Source organism: Microbacterium sp. (assembly GCF_031988965.1).
Taxonomy (GTDB): Bacteria; Actinomycetota; Actinomycetes; order Actinomycetales; family Microbacteriaceae; genus Microbacterium.
Genome location: NZ_DALZXX010000045.1, coordinates 1 through 1,984, shown reverse-complemented (window position 1 = coordinate 1,984; position 1,984 = coordinate 1). Strand labels below are relative to the sequence as shown.

The window sequence follows — 1,984 nt, the reverse complement described above, 5'->3', positions numbered from 1 at the left end:
GCCTACTCGCCGGGGTCCACGCTGTTCGACGTCAACGCGCCTCGCGCGATCAGCACCGCGCCTCGCGCGATCAGCGCCGAGCTTCGAGATCAGCGCCGCGCCTCGAGATCGAGCAGGAAGGTCTTGCGCTCGGGGTGCGCTCCGTACTGGCCGGCCGACCCGTCGGAGCGCACGACACGGTGCACCGGCACGATGATCGAGAACGGAGTGAGGCGGCATGCGGTGCCCACGGCACGAGCTGCGCCGGGGTGCCCGGCGAGGGCGGCGACCTCGCCGTAGCTGAGGGTCTCTCCCCAGGCGATCGAGCAGATCGTCTGCAGGGCCGTGCGCGAGAATCCCTCGGCCAGCCGCCAGTCGATATCGATCTGCTCGTGGAAGGGCACCGGCGTTCCGTCGAAGTAGTCGTCGAGGAGGAGGGTGAGCTCGGCCGCAGCGCCGAGATCGGGCTCGGGAATCGCGCCGAGTCGGCGAGAGATGTTCTCGAGCAGCCAGGGGACCGACGGATCGGCGGATTCCGAGAGGTCGAAGCGCACGATACCCACGTCTGAGAACACCGCGAGGGCGTCTCCGAACGGAGTGGGGGCGAAGTCGTAGCGGAACGTCATGCGTCCATCCTGACGTGCGCGGTCCGACCGACGGCGTCGTGGGGGCGGGGATGGGGGACAGGAGATCCTCCGCATCCCCCTGTGGAGGAGTGGTGTCGACGCGCGCGGGCGGGGCTCGAACCGGCGGAAATCCGGTGAAACCCGCCCGGGATACCGCCGCGGCGACGCGTCGCGCTTAGTGTGTGAGGGTGTGGCGACGTGATGGCAAGCCTGCGGAAGCAGCGAACGATGCCCCGGTGAACCTGGGCGATCTGCACGTGACCCCGGCGCACATCGAGGTCGCGCACGCCGCCGAGGCAGAGCGCACCCGTCTGCGCGCGGAAGCCGCCGATCTCGGCGGAGCGTCTCCTCTCGTCACGTTCCGCGACACGATCGAATCCGGCATCGACATCTCGAAGGCCCACCCGGGAAGCCTGCCGCAGTTCATCACCGGCAAGTCGACTCTGCTCTCCAACCTCTTCCGCGATGAGGTCGGTCTGCGCACGGCACGGCTCGCGGCCGAGCGCATCACCGCCAAGAACACCGAGCTGCGCACCGTGCGCGGCATCGAAGCCGTCCACCTCGCGGTCGGGCTCGCCGGATGGCGCATCGGCGGAGCCGAGTTCTCGGCCCCCGTGCTGCTGCGACCGCTCGCCATCCGCCGACACCACACCGACTTCGAGCTCAAGCTGCACGGCGTCTTCGAGATGAACCCCGAGCTCGTGCGTGTCGCACGCGAGCATTTCGGGATCACGATCGATGCCGCGGCGCTCGCCTCACTCGCCTACGACGGCGGTGTGTTCAAACCGCAGCCGGTGATCGACAGCCTGCGCGCGACGACCCGCGCGATCGACACGTTCACCGTGCTGCCCCGCCTCGTCGTCTCGACTTTCGCCGATGTGGGCGGTGCCATGTCGCGCGACGGCGGCAACCTCGACCACGTCGTGCTGAACGCGCTGGCCGGGCACGTCGGCGACCGCGAGCAGGTCTCGGCACGTCGTCAGGCTCCGCATCACGTCGGACCCGACGACCGTGCGCCGGCATCCGACAACCTGCTCCTCGATGCGGACGCCGAGCAGGAAGCCGTGCTCGCACGTATCGCCGCCGGGCAGTCGCTCACGGTCGCCACCCTGCCGGGCACGGGCGGCACGCAGACGGTCATCAACGCCGTGGGCGAGCTGGTGCGCGCAGGCAAGCGTGTGCTCGTCGTCTCCGCTCGACGCTCGACGCTCGACGGCGTGCGGCACCGGCTCGCGGGCATCGGCCTCGATGGGCTCGCCATCTCGAGCCAGAGCGTGCGCCGCGACCTGGTGCGGGCGATCGGTCGCAACGAGAAGGCGACCGCTCCGAAGGTCAGCGACGTCGACGACGCGCTGGTGCGCCTGCGCAGCGTGCTCATC

Annotated in this window: 1 protein-coding gene and 1 pseudogene; one reads left to right on the top strand and one right to left on the bottom strand. The window is 70.0% G+C overall.

The window, feature by feature from the left end; translation table 11 throughout:
* Positions 1 to 89: 89 nt before the first annotated feature.
* On the bottom strand, positions 90 to 605 hold the full coding sequence (locus RTM68_RS09715) for a methylated-DNA--[protein]-cysteine S-methyltransferase (protein WP_312170412.1): 516 nt from the start codon (positions 603 to 605) through the stop codon (positions 90 to 92).
* A 188-nt stretch (positions 606 to 793) separates the two neighbouring features.
* Between RTM68_RS09715 and RTM68_RS09710 the strand changes: the two are divergent.
* Positions 794 to 1,984 (top strand): annotated as a pseudogene (locus RTM68_RS09710) (AAA family ATPase); the annotation flags it as partial.